This window comes from Candidatus Peribacteria bacterium (genome assembly GCA_023038255.1).
Taxonomy (GTDB): domain Bacteria; phylum Patescibacteriota; class Gracilibacteria; order Peribacterales; family Peribacteraceae; genus CALREJ01.
The window spans coordinates 422,915-448,092 of sequence record CP082927.1 but is presented as its reverse complement, the minus strand read 5'-3'; the positions used below and the strand labels follow the sequence as shown (position 1 = coordinate 448,092).

The 25,178-nt window shown below is 51.3% G+C and carries 31 protein-coding genes and 4 tRNA genes; 22 read left to right on the top strand and 13 right to left on the bottom strand.

Going from position 1 to position 25,178, the window contains the following annotated elements; all coding sequences use genetic code 11:
- Positions 1-33: 33 nt before the first annotated feature.
- A complete protein-coding gene (locus K8942_02165) occupies positions 34-1,419 on the top strand; it encodes a phosphomannomutase/phosphoglucomutase (protein UPA22995.1) in 1,386 nt (461 codons plus the stop codon).
- A gap of 94 nt (positions 1,420-1,513) precedes the next feature.
- Entirely contained in the window at positions 1,514-1,669 is a 156-nt protein-coding gene (locus K8942_02160) for a hypothetical protein (protein UPA22994.1), read from the top strand.
- Between the two features lie 106 nt (positions 1,670-1,775).
- Here the strand turns inward: K8942_02160 and K8942_02155 are convergent, their stop codons facing one another.
- On the bottom strand, positions 1,776-2,774 hold the full coding sequence (locus K8942_02155; protein UPA22993.1) for an asparaginase: 999 nt from the start codon (positions 2,772-2,774) through the stop codon (positions 1,776-1,778).
- Positions 2,775-2,885: 111 nt separating this feature from the next.
- On the opposite strand from K8942_02155, the gene K8942_02150 reads away from it, so the two are divergent.
- Both K8942_02150 and K8942_02145 read left to right on the top strand, forming a co-directional pair.
- Complete coding sequence (locus tag K8942_02150) at positions 2,886-3,389, top strand: GNAT family N-acetyltransferase (GenBank protein UPA22992.1); 504 nt, start codon at positions 2,886-2,888, stop codon at positions 3,387-3,389.
- 406 nt (positions 3,390-3,795) lie between these two features.
- Positions 3,796-4,434, top strand: a complete 639-nt coding sequence (locus tag K8942_02145) for a hypothetical protein (GenBank protein UPA22991.1) — start codon at positions 3,796-3,798, stop codon at positions 4,432-4,434.
- Here K8942_02145 and K8942_02140 read toward each other — a convergent pair.
- The gene (locus tag K8942_02140) at positions 4,422-4,943 is read right to left on the bottom strand and encodes a hypothetical protein (GenBank protein ID UPA22990.1); all 522 of its coding nucleotides are present in this window, start codon (positions 4,941-4,943) and stop codon (positions 4,422-4,424) included. The genes K8942_02145 and K8942_02140 overlap by 13 nt on opposite strands.
- Positions 4,944-5,057: 114 nt before the next feature.
- On the opposite strand from K8942_02140, the gene K8942_02135 reads away from it, so the two are divergent.
- From K8942_02135 to pheS, 5 genes are all read left to right on the top strand, one after another.
- Positions 5,058-5,135, top strand: a tRNA-Arg gene (locus K8942_02135).
- A gap of 13 nt (positions 5,136-5,148) precedes the next feature.
- A tRNA-Ala gene (locus K8942_02130) sits at positions 5,149-5,225 on the top strand.
- A gap of 52 nt (positions 5,226-5,277) precedes the next feature.
- Positions 5,278-5,862 (top strand): uracil-DNA glycosylase, encoded by a 585-nt coding sequence (locus K8942_02125; protein UPA22989.1) that lies wholly within the window; start codon positions 5,278-5,280, stop codon positions 5,860-5,862.
- An 88-nt stretch (positions 5,863-5,950) separates the two neighbouring features.
- Positions 5,951-6,313, top strand: coding sequence for a hypothetical protein (locus K8942_02120; protein ID UPA22988.1), 363 nt, complete (start codon positions 5,951-5,953; stop codon positions 6,311-6,313).
- Between the two features lie 97 nt (positions 6,314-6,410).
- The gene (gene pheS, locus K8942_02115; protein ID UPA22987.1) at positions 6,411-7,421 is read left to right on the top strand and encodes a phenylalanine--tRNA ligase subunit alpha; all 1,011 of its coding nucleotides are present in this window, start codon (positions 6,411-6,413) and stop codon (positions 7,419-7,421) included.
- A gap of 94 nt (positions 7,422-7,515) precedes the next feature.
- Here the strand turns inward: pheS and K8942_02110 are convergent, their stop codons facing one another.
- Positions 7,516-9,186, bottom strand: coding sequence for a hypothetical protein (locus tag K8942_02110; protein ID UPA22986.1), 1,671 nt, complete (start codon positions 9,184-9,186; stop codon positions 7,516-7,518).
- 480 nt (positions 9,187-9,666) lie between these two features.
- Between K8942_02110 and K8942_02105 the strand changes: the two genes are divergently transcribed.
- Positions 9,667-11,007 carry a hypothetical protein gene (locus tag K8942_02105; protein UPA22985.1) on the top strand — a complete coding sequence of 447 codons (1,341 nt, stop codon included), beginning with the start codon at positions 9,667-9,669 and terminating at the stop codon, positions 11,005-11,007.
- Between the two features lie 17 nt (positions 11,008-11,024).
- Here the strand turns inward: K8942_02105 and pyrE are convergent, their stop codons facing one another.
- Positions 11,025-11,660: an orotate phosphoribosyltransferase gene (gene pyrE, locus K8942_02100; protein UPA22984.1), complete on the bottom strand. Its 636-nt coding sequence runs from the start codon at positions 11,658-11,660 to the stop codon at positions 11,025-11,027.
- Between the two features lie 105 nt (positions 11,661-11,765).
- On the opposite strand from pyrE, the gene rsmG reads away from it, so the two are divergent.
- The 5 genes from rsmG (at position 11,766) to K8942_02075 (ending at position 15,009) form a co-directional block, all read left to right on the top strand.
- Positions 11,766-12,467, top strand: a complete 702-nt coding sequence (gene rsmG, locus K8942_02095) for a 16S rRNA (guanine(527)-N(7))-methyltransferase RsmG (protein ID UPA22983.1) — start codon at positions 11,766-11,768, stop codon at positions 12,465-12,467.
- 73 nt (positions 12,468-12,540) lie between these two features.
- The gene (locus tag K8942_02090) at positions 12,541-13,380 is read left to right on the top strand and encodes an ATP-binding cassette domain-containing protein (protein UPA22982.1); all 840 of its coding nucleotides are present in this window, start codon (positions 12,541-12,543) and stop codon (positions 13,378-13,380) included.
- Between the two features lie 49 nt (positions 13,381-13,429).
- Positions 13,430-14,119 (top strand): hypothetical protein, encoded by a 690-nt coding sequence (locus tag K8942_02085; GenBank protein ID UPA22981.1) that lies wholly within the window; start codon positions 13,430-13,432, stop codon positions 14,117-14,119.
- A gap of 168 nt (positions 14,120-14,287) precedes the next feature.
- On the top strand, positions 14,288-14,581 hold the full coding sequence (locus tag K8942_02080; GenBank protein UPA22980.1) for a hypothetical protein: 294 nt from the start codon (positions 14,288-14,290) through the stop codon (positions 14,579-14,581).
- A gap of 275 nt (positions 14,582-14,856) precedes the next feature.
- Complete coding sequence (locus K8942_02075) at positions 14,857-15,009, top strand: hypothetical protein (GenBank protein ID UPA22979.1); 153 nt, start codon at positions 14,857-14,859, stop codon at positions 15,007-15,009.
- Positions 15,010-15,084: 75 nt separating this feature from the next.
- On the opposite strand, the gene K8942_02070 is transcribed toward K8942_02075, so the two are convergent.
- Positions 15,085-15,402 carry a hypothetical protein gene (locus K8942_02070; protein ID UPA22978.1) on the bottom strand — a complete coding sequence of 106 codons (318 nt, stop codon included), beginning with the start codon at positions 15,400-15,402 and terminating at the stop codon, positions 15,085-15,087.
- A 245-nt stretch (positions 15,403-15,647) separates the two neighbouring features.
- Between K8942_02070 and K8942_02065 the strand changes: the two genes are divergently transcribed.
- A complete protein-coding gene (locus K8942_02065; protein UPA22977.1) occupies positions 15,648-16,556 on the top strand; it encodes a hypothetical protein in 909 nt (302 codons plus the stop codon).
- Positions 16,557-16,622: 66 nt separating this feature from the next.
- Here K8942_02065 and K8942_02060 read toward each other — a convergent pair whose 3' ends face one another.
- The gene (locus tag K8942_02060) at positions 16,623-17,024 is read right to left on the bottom strand and encodes a DoxX family protein (protein ID UPA22976.1); all 402 of its coding nucleotides are present in this window, start codon (positions 17,022-17,024) and stop codon (positions 16,623-16,625) included.
- Positions 17,025-17,110: 86 nt separating this feature from the next.
- Between K8942_02060 and msrA the strand changes: the two genes are divergently transcribed.
- The 3 genes from msrA (at position 17,111) to K8942_02045 (ending at position 18,595) form a co-directional block, all read left to right on the top strand.
- Positions 17,111-17,602, top strand: coding sequence for a peptide-methionine (S)-S-oxide reductase MsrA (gene msrA / locus K8942_02055; protein UPA22975.1), 492 nt, complete (start codon positions 17,111-17,113; stop codon positions 17,600-17,602).
- Positions 17,603-17,648: 46 nt separating this feature from the next.
- Positions 17,649-18,305 carry a VTT domain-containing protein gene (locus K8942_02050; protein UPA22974.1) on the top strand — a complete coding sequence of 219 codons (657 nt, stop codon included), beginning with the start codon at positions 17,649-17,651 and terminating at the stop codon, positions 18,303-18,305.
- A 143-nt stretch (positions 18,306-18,448) separates the two neighbouring features.
- Positions 18,449-18,595 (top strand): hypothetical protein, encoded by a 147-nt coding sequence (locus tag K8942_02045; GenBank protein UPA22973.1) that lies wholly within the window; start codon positions 18,449-18,451, stop codon positions 18,593-18,595.
- Positions 18,596-18,665: 70 nt separating this feature from the next.
- Here K8942_02045 and K8942_02040 read toward each other — a convergent pair whose 3' ends face one another.
- The 4 genes from K8942_02040 to K8942_02025 form a co-directional block, all read right to left on the bottom strand.
- Positions 18,666-19,274 carry a YceI family protein gene (locus tag K8942_02040; GenBank protein UPA22972.1) on the bottom strand — a complete coding sequence of 203 codons (609 nt, stop codon included), beginning with the start codon at positions 19,272-19,274 and terminating at the stop codon, positions 18,666-18,668.
- A gap of 135 nt (positions 19,275-19,409) precedes the next feature.
- Positions 19,410-19,486 (bottom strand) — tRNA-Arg (locus K8942_02035).
- 48 nt (positions 19,487-19,534) lie between these two features.
- On the bottom strand, positions 19,535-19,930 hold the full coding sequence (locus K8942_02030; GenBank protein ID UPA22971.1) for a hypothetical protein: 396 nt from the start codon (positions 19,928-19,930) through the stop codon (positions 19,535-19,537).
- Between the two features lies 1 nt (position 19,931).
- Positions 19,932-20,408, bottom strand: coding sequence for a hypothetical protein (locus tag K8942_02025; GenBank protein UPA22970.1), 477 nt, complete (start codon positions 20,406-20,408; stop codon positions 19,932-19,934).
- Between the two features lie 201 nt (positions 20,409-20,609).
- Between K8942_02025 and K8942_02020 the strand changes: the two genes are divergently transcribed.
- Positions 20,610-20,684 (top strand) — tRNA-Gln (locus tag K8942_02020).
- A gap of 123 nt (positions 20,685-20,807) precedes the next feature.
- On the opposite strand, the gene K8942_02015 is transcribed toward K8942_02020, so the two are convergent.
- From K8942_02015 to K8942_02005, 3 genes are all read right to left on the bottom strand, one after another.
- Positions 20,808-22,229, bottom strand: coding sequence for an aldehyde dehydrogenase family protein (locus tag K8942_02015; GenBank protein ID UPA22969.1), 1,422 nt, complete (start codon positions 22,227-22,229; stop codon positions 20,808-20,810).
- A gap of 209 nt (positions 22,230-22,438) precedes the next feature.
- Positions 22,439-22,807 carry an ester cyclase gene (locus K8942_02010; GenBank protein UPA22968.1) on the bottom strand — a complete coding sequence of 123 codons (369 nt, stop codon included), beginning with the start codon at positions 22,805-22,807 and terminating at the stop codon, positions 22,439-22,441.
- Between the two features lie 129 nt (positions 22,808-22,936).
- Positions 22,937-23,356, bottom strand: a complete 420-nt coding sequence (locus tag K8942_02005) for a hypothetical protein (protein UPA22967.1) — start codon at positions 23,354-23,356, stop codon at positions 22,937-22,939.
- A gap of 204 nt (positions 23,357-23,560) precedes the next feature.
- On the opposite strand from K8942_02005, the gene K8942_02000 reads away from it, so the two are divergent.
- On the top strand, positions 23,561-24,004 hold the full coding sequence (locus K8942_02000; protein UPA22966.1) for a hypothetical protein: 444 nt from the start codon (positions 23,561-23,563) through the stop codon (positions 24,002-24,004).
- On the top strand, positions 23,943-25,124 hold the full coding sequence (locus K8942_01995) for a serine protease (GenBank protein UPA22965.1): 1,182 nt from the start codon (positions 23,943-23,945) through the stop codon (positions 25,122-25,124). The genes K8942_02000 and K8942_01995 overlap by 62 nt, the downstream gene beginning before the upstream one ends.
- Positions 25,125-25,178 lie beyond the last annotated feature (54 nt).

Genomic DNA, 25,178 nt, shown 5'->3' with positions numbered 1-25,178 from the left:
GGATACGCGCACGGTCTGCATTACTCTGGGTTCATGTCTATCGACCCCCGCATTTTCCGCGCGTACGACATCCGTGGTCGCGCTCATGAACAGATGACCAAAGAAGGCTGCCGGCTGATCGGCCAGGCTTTCGGCAGCGAAGTCCGCGAGCGCACAGGCAAAGAACACCCCGTCCTCTGTGTCGGCCGCGATGCACGCACGCATGGGCCGGATTTTGAGAGAGCGGTGGTGGAAGGATTGATCGAAAGCGGCTGTCATGTCCTGCTGATTGGCCAGACGCCGAGTCCGGTGAACTATTTCACCATCTGCACACAGGAACTCGACGGCGGCATTCAGGTCACCGCGAGTCACAATCCCGCCCACGACAACGGACTCAAGCTCTGCACCGCTGATGCGGATGCATTCGCCGGAGACGATCTGCAGCGTCTGCACACACGCATTCAGGAAGGACGATTCCTGAAGGGATCAGGAACGTCTCTGGAGATAGATGCCATCACGCCGTACGTCACACACTTGGCTACGCTCTTCAAAGGAGTCGGCGACGGCATGTCGATTGCGGTGGATAGCGGTAACGGTGTTGCCGGGCCTGTCTACTGCGATGTGTTGCGGGCGGTTGGCGCAACCGTCACAGAACTCTACACAGAACCGGACGGCACATTCCCGAATCATCCTGCAGATCCCAGCAAGTGGGAAACACTGCGTGAGTTGCAGGGCACAGTGCAGGATACCGGCGCCCGGCTCGGTTTCGGATTTGATGGTGATGGCGACCGTATGGGGCTGGTGGATGAGCGCGGCATGATCCGCTCGGCGGATGACATTCTGCTTCTCCTCGCACAGGATCACCTCTCGCGTTTCCCGGGTGCACCGGTTGTCTTTACTGTGAGCAACTCCGGCGTGTTGAAAACAGAAATCAGCGCCTGGGGCGGCAAGCCGGTTCTCTGCAAAGTCGGTCACTCGTTTGTGGAAAACGCCATGCGCGAACACAAAGCGAAGCTTGGCGGCGAACAGTCCGGACATTTCTTCTGTGGCGAAGACTACTTTGGATTTGATGATGCTCTCGTGGCATCTCTGCGCGTTCTCAAAATCCTGCAGTCAGGGCACGGCCCCCTATCCTCACTCTTTGCGGCTTTCCCGAAAGTCTACCAGTCCCCCGAACGCAGACCGACGGTTGCAGACGAGCACAAGAGCCATGTTGTGGAGAGAATCACGAAACATTTCCAGGAACGGCACGACGTGGAAACCATGGACGGCGCCCGCATTGAATTCGGCGACGGGGCGTGGGTGGGCATCCGTCAGAGCAATACCTCTCCGCGCATTTCTATTTGTATTGAAGCAAGAACGCCGGAAAAACTTGAAGAGCTCGAAACCATCATTTTGCACTATCTTAAAGACTATCCAGAGATTGAGTGGGACGAGTGACGGGGGGTGACTGGTTATTGATTATTGGGTTTGGGACTTCATTTTCTTTCGGATTTCGTGCTTCGGATTTCGAATGTCTGCTACAATGCAGTACATGTGGCCATTCAAGAAGAAAAAGAAGGCAAAGGACAATCACATCGCAAAGCGCGTTATTGCGGGTTTGATTATCGGTGGTGCGATTGGTTCGATTGTCGGCAAGAAGCTCATGGAGGAACATGAACGAGACGATGAAGAGGGAGAAGGGAAATAGGGGGAAAATTCGAAATACTAAATTCTGGTGAAATGGAATTTTGTTTTGAACTATTTTTTATTTTTGAATTTTATTCGGATTGAGAATGTAGAGTGTACAAACGAGCTCAGAATTTCGAACTCAGTTCCCCAACCAAATCTTTCTCCAGGATACTCTTCACTTTCTCGATTTTCCTCGTTTGTGCCAGCGCCCACATCAGCTTCACCACGGCACATTCGTATGTCATGTCATTCCCGGAAATCACACCGATTTCTTCGAGGAACAATTGCTTGTCGTAGAGATGCATATCTATGCGGCCACGCAGCATCTGTGACGCGATGACGACCGGAATCCCCTGCTTTGTGACTTCCCGGAGCCACGGGAACAATTCTTCGGAAAGCATGCCCTGTCCGTACGAACGGATGATGATGCCGTGTGGTTTGGCAGAGAGCAGCGCATCAAACTGTGCAGCCGGAATACCCGGATGCAGCGTAAGTGAGAGCACGTTTGTATCGAAACCGATCTTGGCATCAAGCGTCCGCTTGCGACGCACCGTACGCCATGGTTCCAGATGCACACTCGTGCCAAAATTGCCGAGCGCCGGGAAATGCGGACTTTCAAATGTCTGGAGAATCGACTGCTCGACTTTTACCGATCGGCAGCCGCGCAGAATCGTGGGACCGAGGACAATACAGACTTCTGCAATATCGAGCTGTGCGGCGCGGATCGCGAAAATCAAATTCAGTCGTCCGTCACTCGCAAGGTCGTCAATCGGCATCAGGGCACCGGTCAGGATGATCGGCTTGCTGAGATTCTGGAATGCAAACGAGAGTGCGGCAGCCGTGTAGCTCATGGTGTTTGTGCCATGGATGACCACGAATCCTTCGAATTCGTCGTAGTGTTTCTTGATCAGATCAGCGATCTCCACCCACTCCGTGCTCGTCACTTCGGATGAGCCGATGTTCGACACCGAGAAAAACTGGAGCGCCACTTCGCGCTGGAGTTCCGGCAGAAACCGGTGGATTTCCGCGAGTGACTCGAGCGTTTCCATACGACCGGTCTTCTGGTTGCGGATCATGCCGATGGAGCCTCCCACGTAGAGGACAGCGATTTTGGCGCGGGGCATGATGCAAGTATAGGGATATTTCAGAGCTGTCGGAAGTTTTTGGTGGACTGGTTTGGTTATGGGTTATTGGTTATGGGTTATGGGAACTGGGATGATGATATACTTGGTTGTATGGAATTGATTGAACCATCAATGGACTATGCAGAAAGCTTTGAGGAAGCAGTTCTGGAATTTAAAGGAGAGCCTATTCACGGCTTTAACATGGGTACTCCGTTTACAACAGTTGCAGATGCCATTGATCGGATGGAGCAGTCTGCCCGGGGCGAGAATCTTCCGGAGGGATGGGTTCCCTCACACTCCTATTGGCTCATCGACGATCAGCGTGTTATCGGCATTGTGAATATCCGGCACTACCTGACGCCGGCACTGGAGAAACGCAATGGACATATTGGCTATTCCATCCGACCATCCGAACAAAAAAAGGGCTACGGAACGGAGCTTCTGCGTCTTGCATTACAGAAAGCAAAAGAGCTGGGTATCCACCGGGCACTTCTCACATGTGATGAAAACAATCTCGGCTCGCGGAGGATTATCGAAAAGAACGGTGGCGAATTGCAGGACATCATTGAGGTTGATGGAGACGCTGTGATGCGGTTCTGGATTGAGAACCCATAAAAAATCCCCACTCCACTCTATGCTCTCAGATGGAAAGCGCGGAGTGGAGTGGGGATAGAGCTCTTAAGCACGCGTGTGCCTAAGGTGCGAGCAGTGACCAAACTGCAGACCCCCTACCACGGTGATGCGTAATGGGCGCACCGTCCCGTGTATGTTTGTGTTGGGTTTGCCCCTTTGAAGCCGGGGAAAGCGTGTGTGTTGGTGTTTGTGGATGATCCCTCACGAAGAGGAATCGACGCGGTGGTCAGCCGCGAGGCAGGGAGGAGGGGCGGGTTATTGGTTATGGGGATGTTTTAACCAGTCTCTTCTCCCTGCGGAGGGTCTTTGTTTTAAAAGGAACGGAACCCTTTATTGTAGCAAAAATTACGCTTTTGGACAAGGGGATATGATCGGGTAGAATCCCCCTATGGACAGCCAGAATACGACCAAAACAGGCAACCCGTTCGGCTCCGCTCAGGGTAAGTTAGTTTTACTGATAGGCCCCAGCGGCGTTGGCAAAAGTGTCATTCTCAAGCGTTTACGGGCAACACACCCAGAACTGCATTTCCCGCGCTCCGCTACAACCCGCCAAAGGCGCGATGGCGAAGGAACGGAGCTCTATCATTTTGTGACAGAAGAGGAGTTTTCGGACATGGAGAAAAACGGCAAATTCCTGGAAACCGCCGTCGTCCACGGCGTCGGTCACTACGGCACAATGGTCGAGGAGATTGTCCCGATGATCCAACAGGGAAAGACAGTCGTTCGCGAAGTGGATGTACAGGGCTTCCAGAGCATCAGCGGCAATCCCCTGTTTGCAGGTGGCAGCGCTCCGTATCATCTCCAGTCAATTTTCATTCTGCCGGAAAACACCGAGCAGCTGGTACGCCGCATTCAGAAACGCGCACCGATTTCTGATGACGAACTCAAACGGCGGATTGCGAGCATGGAGAAAGAACTGGCGTTTGCAGATGGATGCACTCACAAGGTGATTAATATTGACGGGCAGCTGGAAAAGACGATTCAGGAAGTGGAGCGGTTGATTCTCGGTCACAATCATTCCTCATAAAAATCTTTCTTGGGGACGTTCTTCAGCAAGCCCTTCCGCCAAAGACGCTGGTAGAGAGATGGCTGTTCCTTGCGCAGCTGTGTTTGATCTAGGTGGGCAAAATTATCCAAATAGTCATCTAAAGGGTTCTGGTATTTGTTCGGGACAATATCTGATTTTCCCATTTTTTTCAGTTGTTCATACAGAAAAGGATCTTTTTTAGACAATGCAGCCTTCGTCACATTTGCATAGAGCATGTGATAGTACATCACTGGATCGTTGATAATGCGGCGACTTTTTATGGGAGCTTTGGCTTTCACTGGAGAGCGGGGCCTTACAGGAACGCAATCCAGTAATATTCTTCTATACATCGCTAAATACAGCTTCTGATTCTGAGTTGCCAATTGGCCACGCATCACTCCCGGATAATCTCTGTGATAGGTGTCGATTAACTCCTGATCTTCATCACTTAATCTAGGTTCTGCGTCTGTTTCTTCAGTTGAAAGTGTTCTTTCCAATTGCATACGCATATATTAACATTTAAGTCATTTTTGACAATAAACCAGTCCATTTCCCCGTTTTGGGCTTTTTTCTTCCCATTGAATGCTGCAACGACGCCTGCTAGGCTGCTTGAGCTTTTTTGTGCACCCGTAGCTCAGCCTGGATAGAGCATCAGCTTGCGGAGCTGAGGGTCGTAGGTTCAAATCCTGCCGGGTGCACCATTTCGCATTTCGTGGGGCTTTAGCTCAGCTGGCTAGAGCGCTTCCATGGCATGGAAGAGGTCACGAGTTCGAATCTCGTAAGCTCCACCATCACGCAACAAGATAAGTGTGATCCGCGATTTGTCATGCTACTATCTCACCCATGCCGCACACGCTCGACGACGTCCGCACCGCACTCAACGCCTGGAAAGGAATCGAACTCACAAAAACCGCCAATCCGGTGATGGGTCATGGAAATCCGAAAGCCGAGATTATGTTTATTGGAGAGGCGCCGGGACAGAAAGAAGATGAACAGGGCATTCCGTTTGTCGGACAGGCGGGAAAACTGCTGGATGAATTGCTCGGAACCATCGGGCTCAAGCGGGAGGATGTGTATATCACCAACGTCGTGAAATTCCGCCCACCCGAAAACCGCGACCCGACACCGGAAGAAAAAACGGCCTGTCTGCCATTTCTGCAGATGGAAATTGCAATCATCAAGCCAAAACTGATTGTGCCGCTCGGCCGTCATGCGCTCACGCAGTTTTTTACGAAAATGAGCATCAGCGAAGCCCACGGCAAAGCCCACACTATCCGCGAAGCCGAAGGAAAATCTGATGCCATCACCGTATTCCCGATTTACCACCCGGCTGCCGCACTGCATAATCCTGGCCTGCGCCAGGCACTCTTCGATGACTTCAAAGGACTCGGCGAGCATCTTGCTTCTATGAAACAAAATTCTGATTGAATAATCTGCCTCACCCGGCCCATTGGGCCACCCTCTCCCTACCCCAACGACTTGCCCCGGGAGAGGGAATACGGAAAATTTTCTTCTCATGACAACCCTCTTATACAGCATCATCGTCGCGGCACTGCTCTCGGTCACCTCACTGATAGCTATTCTCCTGCGCATCAGTCCTCTGCTCTCCCCCATTCAGGCGTTGCCCGCTTTTTTTCTGAGCATCTTCCTGAGCATTGCGACTATCAGCACGCTCATTCTCTATGTGCTCTGGAAATGGTTCCCGGTACACGCGTGGGATGAAGGAAAAATCCTCGGCATCTCGCTCCGGCAGGGAGTCTTCCTGGCACTCGCAACGGTAATTCTCATTCTCTTTCACCTGCTTGGAATTTTAAACTGGTGGATCGGGGTACTGATTTATGTGGCATTTTTGTTGATCGAGTTAGCACTGCAGCATTGAGGTGAGCTTTCAGCTTCTAGCTTTCGGCTTTCAGGAATAAAAAGAACGCACAGATGAATCACTTCTTCCAACAAGAGAATTTCCCTATACTCAGCCCATGTCCAAAACCGCCATCAACTGGCAAACCTACATTGAGCAGATCACCGCCTGCAAAAACGCAGCCGATCTCGATACCCTCGAACTTGATCTCCTGGGTCGAAAACGCGGCGTCCTGACGGATGCCATGAAAGCCCTTGGTGCATTGAGCATCGAGGAAAAGAAAACGAAGGGACAGGAACTGAATGAGTGGAAAAAGAAAGTCGAAGGGGCAATTGCTGACAAGCGCGCCACCTTCACGAACGAAAAAATGTCCGGACTGGCAGACACCGACAAGATTGATGTCACCCTGCGCCTCCCGAAAAAGCAGCAGGGCCATCTGCACCTCATTCCGGAATTCATCCGCAAAGTGGAAGACGTGTTCGGACGCATGGGATTTGATGTCGCGCGGAATAATGAGCTCGAGTCCGAGAAAGAAAACTTTCATCTCCTGAACTTCGAAAAAGATCACGCCGCTATGGATATGCAGGCGACGTTCTGGATAAAGGGCGAACCCGGCAAACTGATGCGCACGCACACCTCTCCGGTGCAGATTCACTACATGAAGGAACATAAGCCTCCCTTCCGTGCCATCTGCCCGGGACGCGTCTACCGCAAAGACAGCGACGCCACACACTCACCCATGTTCCACCAGTTCGAAGGACTGATGGTCGGGAAAGATATTTCGGTTGCGAACCTGAAAGCAGTCATGACAGAAGCAGTGAAGGAATTGCTCTCTCCGGACATTGAACTCCGCTTCCGCACGAGCTACTTCCCCTTCACAGAGCCTTCGCTGGAACTCGATATCCGCTGGCTTGGGAAAGAAGGCGAGAAAGGGTCCGGCCGTTGGCTGGAAGTAGGAGGCTGCGGCCTCATTCACCCGAACGTCCTGAAAAACGTCGGCATTGATCCAAACGTCTGGAGCGGCTTTGCCTTTGGCTTCGGCATCGAGCGATTGATTATGATTAAGTACGGCGTTGCCGACCTGCGCGGGTTCTACGAAGGAGACGTGCGCTTTTTGGAGCAGTTCTAAGGCATAAAAAAATCCCCCAGACCTATACAACGAGTACAGGCCGGGGGATTGAAATGTTTCGAGAACTCTCCTATCTAGGTTTGAAATTGGAATTTTACGTGATGATCAATGCGGGTCCCTGGAGTGTAACCTCCGGGGAATTGACTGTGACTTCGTGCAGCGTACCGCTGGCATCGAGGTAGTGAACCGAGATGCCGTTTGCGTTCCGGAAACCCTGATCTGCAGGGTCCCAGAATCGGACCTGAACACTGGTACCACCCGTGAGTTGGTAAGCATTCGGCACTGGCGTACCGATGAAACCACCGTTCGTGTCACCCATGAAAATTGGGCTGATGATCTCCGTAGCGTTACCGTCGTGATTCAAGTCGGCCAAGATCTGCATTTCTTCTCCCGCGAAGACGGAATTGAATCCGCTGATCGAAATCAGCTTCACGGGGTTGACGAAGTACAGTTGCACCGCGTCCCATGACACCTCATTCGGCGTCACGTCGATGACCGTCACACCCACCGTACTGTTACCGACCGACGAGGTCGCCTGTACGGTGAAGGTTTCATTCATCTGGTCTGCGTCAGGGACGCCTGTCACGATGACTCTCTGCTCAGTCATCCAATTGGATGGCGTGAACGTGAGTGTCTGAGGACCGACGGTTCCCGCTGTTGTGTCCGAGGACATAACATTCACAGTGACGTTGCCCGAGGGCTGGGCAGACAAACGATAGAAGATCTCGTCCGTATTATTCGGACCTGTCTCATCTACTCGAGTATCACCCGTTTCCCTCGTAATCAACTGCGGCGTGGGGCCGATGACAGTGTCGTTGTCATGCACCATGGCCGTAAAGACCTGGTCCAAAACAACGTCGTACTCATTGGACGAGTTGGCATCGACGATGGAGAAACGAATGTCTCCCGTGTCATCAATGCTGTCCGAATCTTCGAGTCCGTTCACTGTCACTTGTTGCGGAACATTCCAGTTATCAGGCGTAAATGTCCACGATGCCTGCGTAATGGTAATATCCGAGTTTGTCGACGTCGCCATAATGGTTACGTTTCCAAGCGGCTTCTTGGTGAGGACGATTGTCCCGGTATCGGAATTGCCTTCCGTTGGATCAAATGATCCGCCTGAAGGCGTCACCGTAAAGCCAGGAGTGCCACCGCCACCAGAATTTGTGCCATTCCCGCCAACCTTGACGGTAATAGCCGTCTGTCCACCGATCAAGCCCGTCAACTGAATCAAACGACGACCGCGTCGCAGACTCAATTCAGGGAACTTCAACGTGACATCGAGCGACTCTGCGGTGTCCGACTTGGCGGTCAGGTTGATGTCGAAGCTATACTGCCCCGACTTCTTGCTGATAGCGCCAAACGAATACCCTGTGTACGCTGAGGAACCATTTCCATTGGGGTTGATGGCGTCGAGGATATTGCTGCCATGCAAAATACCCATCCCCGCGATCTGAAGCCCGCCGCCCTGCAATTCTTGCTGTAAGCCAGAAAAGAAATACTTGGAGCGAGACGCTGAGAGCGTCAGTCGGGCGACTGTATCAGTTTCGCCTGCCAGCACGATACCGTCTCCGACTGCCATGATGCGGGCGTTGACTCCGTCGAGATTCCCAGTGACCGTTGGCCCCTTACGCATGGTTGCGGAAAGGAGCGCACGATCTTCGAGGAATTCCGCTGCAATCGCAACATGCTTTTGCTTGCGGGCCTTGGGGGCTACGGTGACGAACGATGCGAACAAACCAACGACCAAATTGCGAATAAACATCTGACTTCTCCTGAAAAAAAACGGTTTTACGAACATGTTCTGCCACTCGCTTCTTTCACCGGCTATTCAACAACTGAACACCGAGAAACGAGTTTTTGTTTATCATGAAAGATCATCAACATCAGTCTGAAATTCCTAATTTCAGAACCTATGATTTGAATGATCTGTAGTTCTCGAACGTCCCATAGACTCAACCAACGTGGTTGTATGGAACTAGATAGTTTTATACCTTTTATGCATAAATGTCAAGTTTATTGCATTTTAAGAGCTTATAATGGTGTATAGGCTCTTTCTAAGATGACTGTCCATCCACTCAAAAATGACAGTATTCTGTGAGGATATTTATTGAACAAATTTTATACTCAATATTTACAAAAATGCTAATTCTACATACGCATTTTGGCATTCGGATCAACTCTAGCAAAGGACCCGACCGGACCTGTCTTGACTCTGCGATTCGGCAAGCGTAATCCATGTCCAATGTCACTCGAGTCGGCGTCTTATGCCCGGCAGAACACGCAGGAATCCGCACCAAGGCTCACCACCCTGTATGCACTCCTGTCTGGATTTGCTATGGCATATAGCGGTTTTACTCCAGATCCTTCCCATGCCCAGGAACCAAAAAATACCGTCAATACCGTCAGTCAGTCAGCAAGAGGACGGCATACGTGCCTGGATGCACTCAAACAGGTCATTGATACGCACAAACACCAGCTGGATGATGCAGAGCATGCTGTGCGTGAACAGGCACAGGCTCATATAGAGAAGGCTATCCGCAATGCACTGGATTACCGCAATCCCCTGCCCCCGGAAGTAAAACAATGGATGTCTGTTCCCCGTGAATCCGGAGGGGGCATTGAAGTATTCAAGCGCATGCAGGTGGCGGCGGAAGTCCTCACGGAACTCGAACATGAACTGCCCGGACGGATTGCATCCCCGGACGCACAGACCTCTATGAAGACTCTTCTGGAGCGGCAACTGCATTGCAACATTACCGCGACAACACCCGAACTTGGTCAGAAGCTGCAGGAATACAGAACGGGCACCGATGGCGAATGCAGTGACGGGGCATTTTTGCGTCTCTGCACAGACCTCGATGCCATGCCCATACCATCTGCGGATGGCTTTATCCTGCAGCCACGAAAACCTGGAGAAGACCTGAAGATTCAAGACTCGATCGCAAGTATCCTGCTTCATAACGGCAATGCATTTCATCGCGAGGTCTTTATCATGCCGGACAAGGGTGCGATCCTGACCATGCTGGAAGAACTGAAAGATAAAAACGGTGACCCGCTCATTTTCCTGGAAAACCTGCAGCATTTTGACACCACTCCTACCTTCCGCTCACAGGGAGGCTTTCTTCCTTGGACCATGTCCGAAGGACAGCAAACACCTCCGAGTAAAAATGATGCTCCGTTCTCCACCAGAAAATTCCGCACACTGGTCGGCATACAACCTGCCATTGCCATACTCACACCGGATACAAAAAGGATTTCCCTGGGGTGGCAGTCGTTTTTCATGAATCAGACGCCGCAGAAAGAACTGTACGGAACGTGGAATACCTGCCTGGAAGGAACGATATGGGAAGGTATGGAATGGCCGGATACCACAGATCAAGAAGATACATACGGCTACCAGCTAGTTGCAGCCAGTAAGATTGTGGGTATTGATGCGAACGGTCAGGACATGAAAACCGAGGTGAGTGGATTGAATGTCTGCAAACGGGATTTCTCTCTCACGGTCAGAACTCCGTCTTTGCCCGCATCATTCCGGATCCGGGCATTTACACACATGAAAGAACACCTGTTGACCCTTCCGTAACATCTCCAGACCAGCTCTTAGACTGCGTGCCAGTGCTGGGGATCTTTGATGAAGCGCTCAATTTCCTCTGCTTCTTCGTCAATAATTCTGTCCTGATCCAGTGCGACCTGGAGGAGCGTGGTGACGGTGGAAAGCGGGTGGAAAATAAGACCTGCTTCCAGGGCTTTCTCGTGTGATGCACCAAGTTCGTAGCTGAAGATAGAGACCACATCCGTCACAATCCCCTTTCCTTCCATGCGCAGAGCATCAGCAGTGGATACGGAGCTTCCGCCGGTGGAAATAAGGTCTTCAATCACCACAATATGCTGGTTTTCCTTCAGATCTCCTTCGATTCTCTTCTGTGCGCCATGTTCTTTTGCTTTCGAGCGGACATAGACAAACGGCAGCTCCATTCTGTCTGCGACCAGGGCAGCCCAGCCAATAGCGGCGGTTGCGGTGCCGGCAATGACATCAGCGGGGATATGGAGATTTTTAACACGGGAAACGAGGGCATCCACCACCGCTTTGCGCGCCTCGGGATGACTGTAAATCATGCGGTTGTCGCAATAGATGGGCGATTTGATCCCGCTGGTCCATGTGAACGGCTGATGGACGGACAGGCGGACAGCGCCGATGTTCAGGAGAAATTCTGCAATGCGGATGGAGTGGGTCATGAGTGTATTGTAATGAAGAATGGAGAATTGAGAATGGAGAATTATGGCAGTGTATACATATTGTGTGAGATCGATTTATTGATGGTTATTGCCTATAGTTGCTCCATGCACATCCCCTCCGAACACGACGAACAACTCCGAACCCTCATGCGCGTCTTCCTGGCCGAAAACGCCAACATCAATCTCTCGGCGCTCCGCACCGAAGAAGCCTGCTGGTACGGCAACATTCTGGACTCGGTTGCCTTTCAGGAACTCAACTGCGCGGAGGTGATGAACGAACCAGGCGCGACGTTACTTGATATCGGGACAGGCGGAGGCTTCCCGCTATTGCCTCTCGCCATTCTCTATCCGCAGGCACAATGCACAGGACTCGATTCCATCGGCAAAAAAATTGCGGCCATCACGCGCATTGCAAAAGAAGCCGGCATCAAGAACTTCCTAGGAATTGCAGACCGCGCCGAAGTACTGGGTCAGAAGAAGAAATACCGTGAACAGTATTCGATGGTGACATCACGCGCGGTTGCCCCCTTGAATATTCTTCTGGAGTACTGCAGCCCGTTTGTGAAAACCGGTGGATACGTGGTGGTCTGGAAAAGTCTGCATATTGATGATGAACTGAAAGCGAGCGACGAAGCACAGCGCGCACTGCGTTGTCAGCTGGTCACATCACACACGTATACTTTGCCTGGTGACTTCGGCTCGCGACAGTTACTGGTGTTCCGGAAAACCGGACCGCTTGATAAAAAATATCCGCGGGAAGTGGGCATGGCAAAACGGGAACCGATTGGTGGTCCCGCGAAAGTGTAAGAAAAGATTCCGGAACCCAGAATGAGGAGGTTCGTCATTCGTAATTCAAAAGCGAACTGGTATGATGCACGCCATGATCGCGCTGAAAAATGTGTCGAAGGCGTATGGGAAGAAGGCGGTGCTCACCAATCTCTCGCTGCGGATTGATCCGGGTGCGAGTCTGTGTGTGCTTGGTGACAGTGCCAGTGGCAAAACAACACTGATGCGTTTACTGATCCGCGCAGACGATCCGGATGAAGGAAGTGTGGATGTCGATGGCGTGAACATACGCACTCTTCCGGCCCCCATTCTGCAACTCTACCGCCGCCGCGTCGGTGTGATTTATCAGGAATCTGTACTGCTCAATCATGCGACAGTGGAAGAAAATGTCGGACTGCCGCTGGAACTGCTTGGCGCACCGGAGGCACTGATCAGACGGAATACGAATGACCTTCTGAAGCGGATGAATCTGCTGTCCAAAGCGACACTCTTTCCGCAGGATTTGAGCGTGAGTGAACGCTCTCTTGTCTGCATTGCACGCGCTATCATCACCGCACCGATGGTGATTCTGGCTGACGAACCGCTGCAGAATCTCGACAGTGCACAGAGTAACATTGTGATTGAACTGCTGACCAACATGCGGAAGAAGGGCACCACACTCGCCATTTTTTCACGCGAGGCCGCAGTGGCCCGTGCGTTTGATGCGACCGTCGTGCATCTGAAAAACGGCAATACCACGAAGCAGGCAGAACCGGAAAAAGCCGCTCACAAGAAACCGGCGGATGCTCACCGGCTGCTGGAAGAATCTGATGAAGTGAGTGCCGAGTTTTCGATGGATATTCCGGATGGCGACAGTATCGTGCCGGTGTCTCACAAAAAAACAGGGGGAGGCGGAAAGCGCATCAGAATCACATCCATCGGGTCTAACTCCTGAGAAAAATTCCGTATTGTGCCGGAAAACGTTCAGCGTAGACTCGGCATCAATGACAGAGGAATTCCGCGAAGACGGGGCCTCGGAAGAATCGATCGGACAACCCGACGCAGAATCATCGTCACCAAAAAGGCGCACGATCGGCACTGTCTCCCTTTTCATTGTGGCAGGCATGTCGCTTCTTTTGACACTGCGCAAGTCTCCGCGTACAGAGGAGGCGCAGAGAGTGCCGGGAGGCCGCACCACCCTTGTTGCAGGGGAACAGATAGCGAACAAGAGTGCGTTTACAACAGCGTCCATAGAAATAGAAAATGGTGAAAAAGTACCATTTCGTTTTATAGATGACGGATTTATTCTTCAGGTCGACCGGCGTTTTTTCTATCTGCGATCCATCAGTCTGGGATTTTTTCAAGTTCATAGAGACAATATCCGATTCAATATAGGCGAAGAAGGTATTACGAAAATGGAATACGATACGGATGACACACTGGTGATTGAGGCGGGGGAAAATGTTCTGCGGATTCCTCCCGAAAAAGTCAGTGCCATTATTGGTGCGCTGCACACGTCGGATAGTGCAGATACCTCCTACAGGGTTGATAATGTGACTTTTGATCTGTCACTGGACCCCAAAAATACATTCAAGAATGTGATACCGGCAAAAGGAAGCATGTCCGTGTCTTTCTGGAATATGGACACTCCTCCAAAACAGAAGGATGGAAATTTGACAGCGCAGTCAAAATAATCATAATGAAAACGAATGGCACAGGTACTCAGCTTCAACGGCTTCTGGTTTACCCTCTTTAGAGTGGGGAAGAAGTCGCTGTGTCTGAACTAAGAAAAATAACAGACTCGCACTTCTCTCCCCCGCCGCTCAGCGGAATTTTTTGTATTTCTTTTTCTTTCTTCACTTATGGAACAGCTCACAATACCTGCATCAATCCTCACATCATCTGCGATAACAGAAAATACTGCTGCAATTACTGCCGTGCAGGAATCCGTAAAAGGACCTGTCAGAAAACAGGCATGGGAACTTGTTTGTTCCACTACCTGGAAAGGGCGTGACAGATATCCTCAGCCCGATCGGTCTGCATCAGCACTCCCGGATATTTTTGGCCCTGATACAGATGAGTTAACGGGTCCCGAACCACACGCGGACTACGCAGATGCTTCAGACGATTCTGCCCAGAGCGGCGGCGATTATTGAATAATCTTGACGTGACTGCAAAGGGCGGTACGATGGCCTTACATGCGCAGTAAGGCCATCGTCCTCGGCTCCATTCGTTCCACCATTATTATGGCGGAAGGTGAGCTGCGTGCGTGATGAATCCAATCACACATTGACTCAGCTCCCCTTCCCAGCCGGCGCTTCTTTTTTGTAACAGGATCTTTTACATCATCACTCTGACAATGGCGTTATGCAGAGAGCAGTCTGTATGCCGCCCTTGTTGGCTTACCATTCGTGTCACGGAAGGAGAAATTATGCTGACTGCACAAGACCTTGAGATCAACAACCCATTCCCAACATTCGATCAGACAAAGGATCGATATACCGGTGATGGGTCGGATCAGCGCAACCAGACTGAAGACGAGATAGAAGAAGACATTGGATCGCGACTGGAAGATGCGAATTAGTAACAACAAGTGCAGCCGTCAACGACGGTTGCACACGGCAAGGGGAGTCTCACGACGAGACTCCCCTATTTGTCGTTACGCAGCTCCCTGCGCCGGCATGTATTCAATCGCTTTTTCGCGGCGGATGCCGGGAGTTTCCTGCGCGGGCTTTTCTACCGTCTCCCGTGTCTGTGGTGCTGGCTGATCTTTTGTTTGAGATGCCGCATTTTTCTGCGTCAGCAATGTGATGAAGATTGTTTTGCGGATCATGAATGTCGGCTGCTGCATGCACACACAATGTCCGTGTGCCGGCACATTCGGGAGCATAACAGTCTGCTGCAACATCACTGTCCTCATGAGAGCCTGCGGCTCATCGCTCAGTTCATTGTCGTTGAGAGTGTCAAGGGAGTTCATAGAAATGGGGGTAGATGAAAAAGCCGTCACGGAGACGGAACAGAAAAAAATCCACCATTTCTTATGATGTGTCCCAGAGAAGCGGGAAGCTGCGTCCGCGGAAGCGGAGCTGAATGGGTGTGCGACGTGGCAGAGGCGGAGTTCTCGCCAAAGCACTGCCTATTTTCCCCTCTTTTTTCCTGAGTGCAAGCGAAATCTCGTGTAGATTCACCTACAGTAAATATCTCTTCTTTCCCTCTTTACTCATGAAAATCCCTTCTTCCGCATCGTTGACGGTTCTGCTGGCACTTCTGCTGACGACTGTCACTGTCGCCACCGTGTCCGCTGACGGCGAAAATTCCTCTGCGACATGCGAACAGATTACCGAGATCCTGTCGAAGGGTCGTCCGGGAACACTGTCGTACCAGCGCATGAAAGATCAGTACAACAGACGGTGTCTGGAAATAAAAGCAGGATGCCCGAGCAAGCTGACTCTGGAACATCAGAGCAAGGAATGTGTCCGGGCCGGTATGTATGCAAATCCATATCTCGACCCGAGCAGCTGCAAGCAGATCCGCTGCAGCATGACACCCCCGTCTTCCGCCAGCTCCTCGTCCTCATCCGTTTCTTCATCATCGTCTTTTGCATCGCTGAACGGTCCGTGTCCGGATGGTGACAGGCTGACTGCAGTGGCTGTTGCCTGCAGAAGCAAGAATCAGAAATTCGAGTACTACAATTTCAACGGCTGCAGGCAGGTGCGTTGTATTGAGAATGTGTCGTCCCAGGGAGAGTGCCCATCCATTGTGTCTCTGCGCAACAAGGCCAGTGCCTGCAAAGCAAAAGGGGTGAAATATGAAAGCTACACCGTTGGCGTCTGCCGCATGGTGCGTTGTATGGATGAAGCGCTGGGAGATGATGTGAAAGCATGTCCGGATGACACCGTGATCAATGCACTCGGTACAAAGTGCAAGGCGCGCAATATGACAGCAAGCATTAGCCTGGACGACGATGGTTGCCGCAAAGTGACCTGCAAAGCTCCTGCGTCTTCCGCTTCATCATCCTGCCCGTCCGATGACCAGCTGGATGCAGGCATCCGCATCTGCAAGCGCTCCGGTTTGACCGGCACGACCATGCAGGATGACAACGGATGCAGGCAGGTCGTGTGTCAGAAATAAGAAATGTGATTCAAAAAAGCCGCCCGTTCTTTCTGACGGAGCGGCTTTTTTGATGTGACACAGATCTTATTTTTTCTTCATATAGCATCCGTCGCAGGACAGCTTGCCTGCACCGTGCGTTGCAAGAACGAGCAGCGCACCGAGATTCGCGAGATCGAATTCCCAGCCGCCCTGTCCGGCAAAGCCGGCACCGAACACAAACATTTTCATGTAGATAGCACCGAGCATGATGATAAGAAGTCCGATAGATGCAAGGCGCGTCCATGCACCGACAATGAGCGCCAGTCCACCGAGAGGTTCTGCAATCGCAAGAATACGCATGATGATGAGCATGGAACCCGTTGCCTGCGTGTCAGCAGCCCACATGCCCCACTTCTGGTAGCCGTGGTAGATAAAAATAGCACCGATAATCAGGCGCAGCGCAAAGAATGCCCAGTCCTGTTTGGCGTGAAGTGCAGAAAGCTGCATAAGAAAAAGGGGGGAAGAAATGGAAAAAGACGGAATTATGGTAGCGGCACAAAGACGGAACTCGACTTGCATGGTAGAATGCTTCTATGCAGGACACGCAATCAACACCGGCAAAAGCAACGTTTGGGGCAGGATGCTTCTGGGGAGTGGAAGACACCTTCCGCCAGATTCCGGGCGTCTTGGATGTGATAGTCGGCTACACCGGCGGCAGCGTGCCGAATCCTACCTATGAAGTGGTATGCAATGGCACCACCGGTCATGCGGAAGCGGTGGAAATCACGTACGACCCCGAGGTTGTCACTTATGAAGCACTTCTGAAAGTGTTCTGGGAGAATCACAATCCGACAACGCGCAACCAGCAGGGCCCGGATTTCGGATCGCAGTACCGCTCGGTGATTTTCTATCACACACCCGAACAGAAAGTGGCAGCAGAGCAGGCACTTCTGCAGTTGGAGAAATCCGGCAAATGGAAAAATCCGGTTGTGACAGACATTGTCCCCGCAAAAGAATTTTACAAAGCGGAGGACTATCATCAGCAGTATCTGAAGAAAAATGGACTGAGCTCGTGTCATTACTGAAGCCGCGGTTGCCGATTGATCCGGCGTTGCGTACCATACAACAACTATGATCGCCTCTGTTATTGCATGGCTGGAAACCACAGCCCAGACCGTTCCTCTGTCCCTCTTCGTGCTGCTCGGCGGTCTTGTTGAGGAAATTCTCGCACCTATCCCTTCTCCTCTTGTTGCCACACTGGCGGGATCGATTGCCAATACACAGAATATCGGTGTTCCGGGACTGCTCTGGATCTGCGCACTGGCAACGCTGTCCAAGACTCTCGGTGCATCTATCTTCTACTTCCTCGGCGACAAGATTGAAGATCTGATTATCCCGCGCTTCGGCACATACATCGGCGTCACACATGAGGATCTCGAAAGTTTCGGTGAACGTTTCAAAGGCACCTGGAAAGATATCGGTGTCCTGCTCCTGCTGCGCTCTATTCCGATGATGCCAAGCACCCCGATCTCCGCAGTGTGCGGCGTGCTGAAAATCAGCAAGCGCACGTTTTTTATCGGAACCTACATCGGGTTCTATATCCGTGAGATGACATTCATTGTGCTCGGCTACACAGGACTTGCCGCACTCGATTCCCTGATGTCCGGAATCGATACCGCAGAAACCATCATGAAGATTATTGTTGTCGGTGGCGCCTTCCTCTTCCTTGCATGGCTCTGGTGGAAGCGGCGGACCGGGAACCCTGCGCAGTGGTTAAAGCGGAAATAATCCGGCATCGGAAGCCAGTACCGCATATCGCAGGAGGGAGGGCATAATCAACAAAAAAGATCATCGGTTTTCTGGTAAGAGGAGGCCATGGGAAACGTCTTGAAAAGAGCCGGGTCACTTTTATTTCTTTTCCCACACCTGATATGGAAAAGCAGAACGGAACGCAGCAGAAGAGTGAGATTGATCGCACCGGGAAAGGCCGCGCTGAAGGAGGCCGTGTCTCTTCATCCAGCCAGAAACGGAATGCGCAGGGGCATTTTGCAGGCAACAGGAATAAGCGCGATCGGTAGAACGACGGTGTCATGAAAAAGGGGCGACGAACGCCCCTTTTTGCTGGATACACTGAATGGATGTTCAGGCTTATTTCTTAAAGACGAGCTTGATGCTGACCGGAACCATCGGCTCGAGGAGTTTCTGTCCATAGGCTTCGTTTCCAATGCCGAAATCGAGACGGGGAAGATCGTACGTTGCAGTCAGGTAATCATCCGTGATCTCTGCATCGATCGTGACGCTCTTCGTGGTGCCTTTGATGGTCAGATCACCAGTGACGGCGTACATGTTGTCACCCTTGCTCACAATGTCTGTGGAAACAAAGGTTGCCTTCGGGTACGTCTCCACCGCAAAGAAGTCATCCTTCATAAAGTGACCCTGCAGACCTGCGGCATCCACTTCGACAGTGGCAACATCGATCTCAGCACTGATCTGTGCCTTCTCCAGATTGGACGGCTCATCTGCATCGAGTGTGACCTGCGCCGTATAGTTCGGGAACTTTCCTTCGTGGTTGATGATATTGCTCTTTCCGGTAAACGAAATGACGCTCTGTGCCGCATCAATCTCGCGCAATTCGCCGCTGAATGCAGTTTCTGTTTCTACAACTGTCGCCTTTTCGTCTTCTGTGAGGGAGGACGTCTGACAGGCAGCAAGTGTCACGAGTGACAAAGCAAGAACGGGAATGGACAACTGTCTCATGAGAAATGTGGGGAAACAAAAAAGAGCGTCGATAATACAGAGAAAGTACGTACATTTCCAAACATTGATGCTGTTTTTTTACAGAGGGACTGGCTTGCCATGAGTGAGCCTCTTGCGTAGCAAGGGCGAATCGAATGGTGCTCGCGGCAGGAATCGAACCTACGACCCCCTGGTTCGAAGCCAGGTACTCTATCCATCTGAGCTACGCGAGCAAGCGATTGAATTATAGAGGTTTTACAGAACTTGAATATCCGGTTTTCTCATCCCTGTCGCTTCGGGCAATTCTTGAGTTTCTGGCCACATCCACACCCGCACGGCGTATTGCCACTGCGGCGGACATAATTGTTTCTGATAGGAGGATGCGCGCTGGTATCAGGTACGGATTTGAAGATCGACCCATAGGTCCGTCTGGCACCTTCTGTTCGTTTTGCGAAAACACTCTGAACATCCTGGGGCAGAAAAGCGGGCTGCGGGATCTCGGCTGCTTTTTTGAAAAACACCATGCCATTACTCATCACTGCAACCATTCCTGGTTGAATGCCTACCTGCTCCAAAATCTGCAGTGCGAATTCTGCCTGCAAAACCCGTACACCTGTCGGCATAGGCTTATTCTCCAGAGTGTAACCATCCTCTTCTGATACGTTCTCTGCTGTCATATCAGTCTTTCCGATTCGGACAATTCTTAAACTTTTTGCCGCATCCGCAGGGACAGGGATCGTTCCCCCTTATTTTTTCCTGCGCATTGCGGATGGTCTTTACTGTTTTGAGTGGATTAGCAGGAACAGGAAGTCCCTGAATCTGTGCAAGCAGCGCAAGTGCACGCGCATCTCGCTCATCCGTGGGAAGATCCTCGTTTCCCATGTCTCCAATCTGCTCCAACGCCCCAACGAGACGCTCAGTGGAAGAGAGTGCTTCAGGCGTTAAAGTCGACTCATCAATACTCTCAATTCCGGCAGTAACCTGATCAGCATCTTTTTCTGATATGTCTGATTTATGTGGCAGTAACGGGCTTTTTATCACATGGCCCATAGCTCCACGAAGCAGAGTGCTTACACGTGACAAAAGTGATGACGAAGCAGCAGCAGGAACGTCTTGCCCTTCTGAAGCACCGGAAACAGAATCGAGTGGTCTCATATGACGTAATATTGAACCTATTCATGCTTTTGTCAATTACACTGGCGATAACGTTTAATGGTTGCTAGGATACGCGGGCTCTGATGTTTCCAGGCATCAGATGTACTGACGTCCATATCGTTGGGGAGTTCCACCTTCGCTCTCTGGAGCTACGGCGGACAGGCGCCAAGCCGCCCCTATACACTATTATCTTTAAAACCTTGGGGAGTCGCCAAGTGGTAAGGCACTTGCCTCTGGAGCAAGCATTCGGGGGTTCGAATCCCTCCTCCCCAGCCAACCCCTATTTTTTCTCCTTGGGAGATGCACTTGCTTCCGTTATTTTTTGCAGTACAAAAAAAGTCCATCTGTGCACGCACAGATGGACTCAATCACAGAAACCCTGGAACAAGATCACGCTCATCAGCCTTCCACGTAGCTCAGCCGTTCATAAAATAAATCGAAGAGGCTGTGTTCATGCGGCTGATTACGATCCAGTACAGACGTCGACTTGTTGACACTCACAAGGCTGACATGACTCATGCGAGCCCGACGCTTTAACTCTTCGTTATTGGTATAGACGCCGAGCGCCAGTGTGGGCCCCATCTCCCCAAACGCCTGATCATTCGACACTTCGGTGACCGCTGTGAAAGGAAAGAGGAATTCCTGATTCGCCAGCGGATGGTCATTCTTCTCGCAGTAGATGACGGTCGGCAGCATGTACGTTCGACCTTCAAATTCTACTAACCGGCTCCCGGTACGATGCGGTGCACTCATATCGATGGCACCTTTGGTTTTCAGTTCCTCATCAATGACCTGATTCACCGCCGTCGCCCGCTCCGGCATTGCCATGGCGGACAGAAACGCATCCGGGTGATGCAATGGTCGCGGAATGATCTTTGCCAGCTCTTCTGCAAGAGCCGCCGCGATTTCCTTTCCATGACCCGGAACCATGATCCTGGACACCGCATAGCAGCTGCGTCCGCTATTCGCGGACACATTCTGTGCAAGTGCCGGAATCAATGTTTTCCATTCGCTCAAACGGTCTTCTCCCAGAATGAGTTTAGAGAATCCCGACCCGTGCACATGCACGAGAGGATTTTCCTTCCACTGCTTCACTGTCTCATCCGACCCGAAAACGATCGCCCCTTTGGTGAGCGTGGGAATGAGATTTGCGCCACTGTGTTCGCACGGGTAATACCCAAACACCTCCTTCGGAAATCCTGCTTTGATGAAAGCCTGAATCAACCGATATGGGGTAAAGGGCTCAGCGGACCCAGGTCGAATGAGCACCGGGATACCAAACGCAAGAGCGGGCAGCCAGATGACATGCACTCCCGGAGAGTTTCCAGGCATACAACAGCCGAGCGCGTGAACACGCGGCACCAGGCGAATCGTTGAACCCCATTGCCAGCCAATGCCGGCATCAATGATGCTATGCGGCATGCCGCGCGACAATCCCATCACAATGTCCTCCATGTTGCGCAGCGTGCTGCCAATGCGATCCGTCACCTGCCCCGCAAGAAACTCCGACAACCCGCTCGTGCGGGTGAGCACATCGATGTACTCGTCGAATGTTTGCAGGACGCCGCCGCAATCGAGTGCATCGTTCAGGAAGTGAGTGCAGGCACTCTGACACATGGCCACCCGAGCCTTCATGGGAATGGCTTGCAGCTTTTTGAAGGCTGCCTCAAGCAACTTTCCACTGCGACAATCCTTCTGGATGATGCCATCCACGACCAGTCCCAATTTCCCCAGGACTTCCTTTGATCCCAAATCAACCACGTCTGACTTGTTTGCACTATGGTAGTCAGTACCAAAGCGCAAAGCGGGAATGTTCCACATCGTTCACATCCTTCTCTCATTGGGTAATGCCTCCGTCTTTCAGAAACGGAAGACAAAAAACCTCCTGCCACGCAGCAGGAAGGGTGACTCCTGTTTTGTTCCATACGTTCATGTGAAAGAACGCCAAGAATCCAAATGAATGAACTCTCGTTAAGTATTTTTTACATACAATATGCATAAAAGTCAATGATTCCCGCATGTGACTCGCTTTAAAATACCCCGTTCTCATTCGGCGAATCTGCCGGCAGCTGCATGCCACAATCCCACATCTCGATCACTTTGTTATCCTGAAAGCGCAGCAGATGCATGACCGACATATCCGGCACGCCTTTGCCCATTTTCAAACTCGCATACGTCATCACCGTATCGCCCTCTTCCAGCACTTTCTTCACCACGAATTCTTTCTCCGGAAAGTTTTCATCGTTCTCGAGCATTCCCTGCAAAAGGGACGCAGCATCTCCTTTGTGGTACTGATTGTGATGCCGGAAATCCGGGTGGATGTACCTGTCGTATGCGTCGCGGGTTTTGCCTGTGGTGATGAGCGTGAGGAAATCGAGAGCGGCTTCTTTGTGAGACATATGAACATTCTACGGCCACTCGCGGTATTTGCCACGCAAAAAAAGCAATCAATGTCACACTAAAAAATGGCTAGCCCATCCATTTTGACAGGAAGACTAGCCACAGAGAACCAATGCACATTGCGGAATTTAGTCACCAACGTTCACCGGTGCCAATCCCTCCTGCGGAACCGGAGTACATGTTTCTGACGTATTGCTCTTCACATCACTAACAGTAACGGACTCTCCACGGAAGAAATATTCCCAGCTGCCGTTTGAGTACTTGCGACCATTGTCGGAAACAACGCGTCCAAATACGCCCGGCTGCGTTCCTTCTGCCCAGACGCTCACAGAATCCTCTGTTGTAAGATTTGCGGAAAATTCCATGCCACTCGGACACTTATATTTCTGAATAATATCCTCCTGACCGTCGGCCATAATATGATCCTGGGCATTGATTTCGTCGTGCTCCATGGCCTCCGGCCCTTCACGCATTCCATGCTGATCACCCAAATAAAATGCGACACCCGCGACAAGAATAAATCCAAGAACGACGAGCAATTTCTTCATACACAAAAAAGAGGAAGGATAAATAGAGCCCAAGAATATCAAAACTCTACACCCTCAACAATTCTCTCCATCACACGTTTTCTAGCACTCCGACCCACTTCGCCATCTCTCTGTTTTTGGCTAATGTAAGGGCTATTCATGATCAGTAGCCATGTGCCCGTCTCTTGACAGTGACTAGGAATGAATATCGGGTATTATTTTTGCATGAACACAGAACGATCTATCAACGGCGATGAGATTGACCCGGACGTCCTCAAAGAAGGCATGGTTGAAAAAAATCTGAAGGGCATGCTTGTCGTTATTCAATTGGCCCAGGAATTGTATGGCATCCGTACATACGAAGAACTGATTCCTTTTCTTCGACAAAAAAACGAGTACGGCCATTTTGAGCTGCAGACAAGCAACACTTCGACCTATAACCGGATCATGGGAAAAAGTGCGCCCGAGGATCATTCTGGGAACGCTACGTTGGTAGTCGATAAAGACGTGATTGCAGACACTATCAAGGCACTGCTTGAGATACAGCGCAGCATTGCAGAAGACGCGAGAGAAAAAATGATGGAGGTACTCGAGGGAAAGACGATGCATGGCGATCCGCACACCGCTCCAGAAGATCCTTCAAAAAATCCTCGCATTCTCTCTGCGTAGAGCGCATCATTTGCGTATGCGTTGGAAAAATATTCTCATTGGGTGCAGTGCCGCATGTCTGGGCATAGTCCCCGCTCTGGCTGCAGTATCGCAAGAACCTTCGGCGAACACGAAAACTGCCACAGTGATGATTGCCATCTTCGATAAAAACGGTGATTTTACCGGCTGGGGCACGGGGTTTTATGTGGATGAACGTATTCTTGTAACCAACAAGCACATCATCAATGGCGGCCAGTACTATCGTATTTACGCCACAGGAGACGACGACATCGTGAATCTGGAATGCTTCCGCAATCTCACACGGTCCGATGTAAAACTCAATCTTGATGACGACGTTGCCTACATGCGCGCCTCGCTCACATGCGAGCACGGCAAAATGTACTTTGCCAACGAAGATCCGAAAGCCGGCGACAGCGTGGGCGTGCTGGGATTCCCGAACAAAGGATCACTCAAAGAATCCATGCATCAGTCACAAACAAAAGGAACAGTCACCGGACCCGATGACGTCACGCCGTGGATCCGCACAAGTGCCTTCGTGGACTTCGGTAATTCCGGCGGCCCGGTCGTGAAGGATGACAAGGTCGTCGGGGTTGTGGTCGCAAAAGGCGTCGATGACAATGGTAACTTCGTTTCCGGCCTCTTCATTCCCGTCTCCCAAATTGTCCGCGGTCTGGAATACGCGAATAACTCCACCTTCGGCTACACGCCGCAATCGGAACAAAGCAATCCCGCGTATCAGCAACCGGAACGCTCCGGCCCGATGACCGACGCCGATTGTTCCCTGCTTCTGGGTGAAGGCGGCCGCGCTGCGGATAATGGCGATTGCAAATGCCTTCCGGGATTCCAGAGATCTGCAAACGGATTGATGTGTGTACGGACAGCATCTGCATCGTCTGCATCGAGTTCGCTTGCCCCGCGCAGCTCGGAGAGCGAAGTGGGGTCTTCCTTGTCTTCCTCGTACTCCTCTCGCTCATCAGCATCACGTTCCTTGCGAAGTTCCATTAAGCCTTTAACAGGAATACAGATGCGGACGTGCGAAAGAGTGAGGAGGCAGTTTTTTGGCGAGTCTCTCAAAAGAGTGAATGAACGACTGCAGAAGCGGTTGGGGTTTGGGTGCTGATGTGAACAAATATACTGCATTTGACAGTTCTAGTCCTTTTATTGGTATGATAGA

Excerpts from the sequence above, each read along its gene's own strand:
- K8942_02105 (UPA22985.1), top strand. The coding sequence starts at position 9,667 with ATGTCACTCGAGTCGGCGTCTTATGCCCGGCAGAACACGCAGGAATCC.
- K8942_02155 (UPA22993.1), bottom strand. The coding sequence starts at position 2,774 with ATGCCCCGCGCCAAAATCGCTGTCCTCTACGTGGGAGGCTCCATCGGC.
- K8942_02145 (UPA22991.1), top strand. The coding sequence starts at position 3,796 with ATGGACAGCCAGAATACGACCAAAACAGGCAACCCGTTCGGCTCCGCT.
- K8942_02140 (UPA22990.1), bottom strand. The coding sequence starts at position 4,943 with ATGCGTATGCAATTGGAAAGAACACTTTCAACTGAAGAAACAGACGCA.
- K8942_02085 (UPA22981.1), top strand. The coding sequence starts at position 13,430 with ATGACAGAGGAATTCCGCGAAGACGGGGCCTCGGAAGAATCGATCGGA.
- K8942_02000 (UPA22966.1), top strand. The coding sequence starts at position 23,561 with ATGAACACAGAACGATCTATCAACGGCGATGAGATTGACCCGGACGTC.
- K8942_02070 (UPA22978.1), bottom strand. The coding sequence starts at position 15,402 with ATGAACTCCCTTGACACTCTCAACGACAATGAACTGAGCGATGAGCCG.
- K8942_02040 (UPA22972.1), bottom strand. The coding sequence starts at position 19,274 with ATGAGACAGTTGTCCATTCCCGTTCTTGCTTTGTCACTCGTGACACTT.
- K8942_02015 (UPA22969.1), bottom strand. The coding sequence starts at position 22,229 with ATGTGGAACATTCCCGCTTTGCGCTTTGGTACTGACTACCATAGTGCA.
- K8942_02150 (UPA22992.1), top strand. The coding sequence starts at position 2,886 with ATGGAATTGATTGAACCATCAATGGACTATGCAGAAAGCTTTGAGGAA.
- K8942_02160 (UPA22994.1), top strand. The coding sequence starts at position 1,514 with ATGTGGCCATTCAAGAAGAAAAAGAAGGCAAAGGACAATCACATCGCA.
- K8942_01995 (UPA22965.1), top strand. The coding sequence starts at position 23,943 with ATGGCGATCCGCACACCGCTCCAGAAGATCCTTCAAAAAATCCTCGCA.
- K8942_02045 (UPA22973.1), top strand. The coding sequence starts at position 18,449 with ATGGAAAAGCAGAACGGAACGCAGCAGAAGAGTGAGATTGATCGCACC.
- K8942_02125 (UPA22989.1), top strand. The coding sequence starts at position 5,278 with ATGCCGCACACGCTCGACGACGTCCGCACCGCACTCAACGCCTGGAAA.
- K8942_02065 (UPA22977.1), top strand. The coding sequence starts at position 15,648 with ATGAAAATCCCTTCTTCCGCATCGTTGACGGTTCTGCTGGCACTTCTG.
- K8942_02110 (UPA22986.1), bottom strand. The coding sequence starts at position 9,186 with ATGTTTATTCGCAATTTGGTCGTTGGTTTGTTCGCATCGTTCGTCACC.
- K8942_02025 (UPA22970.1), bottom strand. The coding sequence starts at position 20,408 with ATGAGACCACTCGATTCTGTTTCCGGTGCTTCAGAAGGGCAAGACGTT.
- K8942_02120 (UPA22988.1), top strand. The coding sequence starts at position 5,951 with ATGACAACCCTCTTATACAGCATCATCGTCGCGGCACTGCTCTCGGTC.
- K8942_02075 (UPA22979.1), top strand. The coding sequence starts at position 14,857 with ATGCTGACTGCACAAGACCTTGAGATCAACAACCCATTCCCAACATTC.
- K8942_02060 (UPA22976.1), bottom strand. The coding sequence starts at position 17,024 with ATGCAGCTTTCTGCACTTCACGCCAAACAGGACTGGGCATTCTTTGCG.
- K8942_02005 (UPA22967.1), bottom strand. The coding sequence starts at position 23,356 with ATGAAGAAATTGCTCGTCGTTCTTGGATTTATTCTTGTCGCGGGTGTC.
- K8942_02080 (UPA22980.1), top strand. The coding sequence starts at position 14,288 with ATGGAACAGCTCACAATACCTGCATCAATCCTCACATCATCTGCGATA.
- K8942_02030 (UPA22971.1), bottom strand. The coding sequence starts at position 19,930 with ATGACAGCAGAGAACGTATCAGAAGAGGATGGTTACACTCTGGAGAAT.
- pyrE (UPA22984.1), bottom strand. The coding sequence starts at position 11,660 with ATGACCCACTCCATCCGCATTGCAGAATTTCTCCTGAACATCGGCGCT.
- msrA (UPA22975.1), top strand. The coding sequence starts at position 17,111 with ATGCAGGACACGCAATCAACACCGGCAAAAGCAACGTTTGGGGCAGGA.
- rsmG (UPA22983.1), top strand. The coding sequence starts at position 11,766 with ATGCACATCCCCTCCGAACACGACGAACAACTCCGAACCCTCATGCGC.
- K8942_02010 (UPA22968.1), bottom strand. The coding sequence starts at position 22,807 with ATGTCTCACAAAGAAGCCGCTCTCGATTTCCTCACGCTCATCACCACA.
- K8942_02050 (UPA22974.1), top strand. The coding sequence starts at position 17,649 with ATGATCGCCTCTGTTATTGCATGGCTGGAAACCACAGCCCAGACCGTT.
- pheS (UPA22987.1), top strand. The coding sequence starts at position 6,411 with ATGTCCAAAACCGCCATCAACTGGCAAACCTACATTGAGCAGATCACC.
- K8942_02090 (UPA22982.1), top strand. The coding sequence starts at position 12,541 with ATGATCGCGCTGAAAAATGTGTCGAAGGCGTATGGGAAGAAGGCGGTG.
- K8942_02165 (UPA22995.1), top strand. The coding sequence starts at position 34 with ATGTCTATCGACCCCCGCATTTTCCGCGCGTACGACATCCGTGGTCGC.